1 pseudogene is annotated in these 2,454 nt (G+C 44.6%); it reads right to left on the reverse strand.

From position 1 onward, the window contains the following. Positions 1 to 124: 124 nt before the first annotated feature. Positions 125 to 1,579: pseudogene (locus LC574_RS35660) on the reverse strand (Clp protease N-terminal domain-containing protein); the annotation flags it as partial. Positions 1,580 to 2,454: the final 875 nt, after the last annotated feature.

A 2,454-nucleotide genomic window follows, 5' to 3' on the forward strand; every position in this document is an offset into this window, starting at 1 on the left:
AATAATACCGACTTCAGAGCCAAGAAATTCTTCTCAAATAAAGAAAGATATTAAAATTAAACCCTTCGTAAATTTATTGTTATGTGGCATAGGTTTCGTTGTAGCGATAGTTGGATTAATTGCCATCTTCTTCTTTCTTTAAGGCGCTTATCGCCTCCAATATCTGTTTTTCACCTTGCCATTGCTCATTAAATATTTGCTGCTTTTGGGTTAAATTGGCGATTTCTTGTTCAATGCGCTGCAAACGTTCTTTCGTTTGGGAAGTGCCTTTTTCTTCGCCAGCTAATGAGAGCTTTTCCATTTCTAGCTGCATGAGGCGGCGATCAATGGTTTCCAATTCGGCTGGTTTGGAGGTAATCTCCATTTTTAACTGTGCTGCTGCCTCATCCACTAAGTCAATGGCTTTATCTGGTAAGAAGCGATCGCTAATGTAACGCGCTGACAGGGTTGCTGCTGCTACCAAAGCCGAATCAGAAATTTTGACGTTGTGATGCACTTCATAACGTTCTTTCAACCCCCGCAGAATGGAAATAGTATTTTCCACAGTTGGCTGATCGACAAATACTTGCTGAAAGCGGCGTTCTAGGGCAGCGTCTTTCTCAATGTGTTTGCGGAACTCGTCGAGGGTAGTAGCGCCAATACAACGCAGTTCTCCCCGCGCCAACATTGGTTTGAGCAAATTTCCGGCATCCATTGCCCCTTGTTGATTGGAACCGGTGCCGACTACGGTATGCAATTCGTCAATAAATAAGACAATTTGACCATTAGATTCCGTAACTTCCCGGAGAACAGATTTTAGACGGTCTTCAAATTCACCCCGGTATTTTGCCCCAGCAATCAAACTACCCATATCTAAGGAGATGAGTTGGCGGTTTTTCAGAGATTCGGGAACGTCACCGTTAACCATTCGTTGTGCTAAAGCTTCTGCGATCGCAGTTTTACCTACCCCAGGTTCACCAATCAATACAGGGTTATTTTTGCTACGACGAGACAATACTTGAATTACCCGCCGAATTTCGTCATCCCGCCCAATCACTGGGTCGAGTTTTCCAGCTTTTGCCTGTTCTGTCAAATCTCTACCAAATTTTTGTAAGGCTTCATAACGGGATTCTGGGGTTTGATCTGTCACCTTTTGGCTACCGCGAATGGCTTTGATAGTAGCTTCTAGTTTAGCTGCATCCGCACCAAAGCCTTTGAGTATCTTTCGTCCAACGCGATCGTCTTCAGCAAAGGCCAAAAGTATATGTTCCACGGAAATGTAGGAGTCTTTCATCCTGGCTCTAGCTTCCTCGGCTCGGTCTAGCAAAACATCTAAACTCCGGCTAAGGTAGAGTTGATCGCTTTTACCAACTTTCGGCTGACGTTGGGTAAAGGCTTCTAGCTGCTGCTGCAAGCGGATTGGATCGACCTCAGATCGAGCCAGGATACGTATTGCTAGACTAGTGGGTTCCTCTAACAGGGCGATAATTAAATGTTCAACATCTAGTTGCTGTTGTTGATAAGCACGCACTATATCCTGGGATTTAACAATTCCTTCCCAGGCTTTATCAGTAAATTTATTTGGATCTGTAGGTTGCATCTTTATAATTTTGGAATTTTGATTTTTAGTTTAGGGCTTGGGGACTGGGGACTTGTACTGCCCTTTGACTACGCTCAGGAACCGCGACTTGTGCAAAGCGACTTGTACTGACTTGTGCCGAGCGACTTGTACTGAGCTTGTCCTGAGCGTAGCCGTTGGCGCAGCCTCTCGTAGAGAAGGGCGTAGTCGAAGTAAGCCGAGGTAAGCCGAAGTATTGGGGACTGGGTGTTGGAAAACTCTTCCCTGGTTCCTAATTATCCAAACATTCTGGGCGTATATCCGCGTGTATCTCCAGTGGCAATTGTTGAATTGGTAATTGGTGATAGTTATAATCCATTACCTATATTCCTAATTTAAAACGAAAACACTGTTCTGAACGGACTTTACCAAATGGTAATATTTGGAGCGATGTCTACGACGGGCTATGACGCTCGCGGACTCGCTACCGCTACGCTATCGGCGTCGCTATTAGTGTTGCTCACGAACGACAGTATGCGGGTAATACTAATAGGATTTACGCACAGAAGTTTCCCTAACCCGCCTAAAAAGGGGAGGCAAAAAGCGAAAAGTCTCGCGCGTCTGGGTTTACCTGGATGAGATGCCAGTGTGCAGCAAAAATCAATCTAACCGTATATAGCTCAACTTTTCAAGACATCCGTGTAGATTTTTCTACAGCTTAATTGCCTTTGATAGGGTTTTACTGGGCCGCTTATAGGACTTACGCATTGACAGAAGCAATTAAATATGAATATGGATTTTCAGGCATTCAAGTTTGATTTTTTCACCATTAGCCAGCGATGCCTGCGGCGGGCTGCGCCTACGCTACTGATAATTAAGCTAGTAGCCAATAGCCTGAAACAACGGATCTTCGTTGA

This window comes from Nostoc sp. CHAB 5715, assembly GCF_020829685.1.
Lineage (GTDB): Bacteria > Cyanobacteriota > Cyanobacteriia > Cyanobacteriales > Nostocaceae > Nostoc.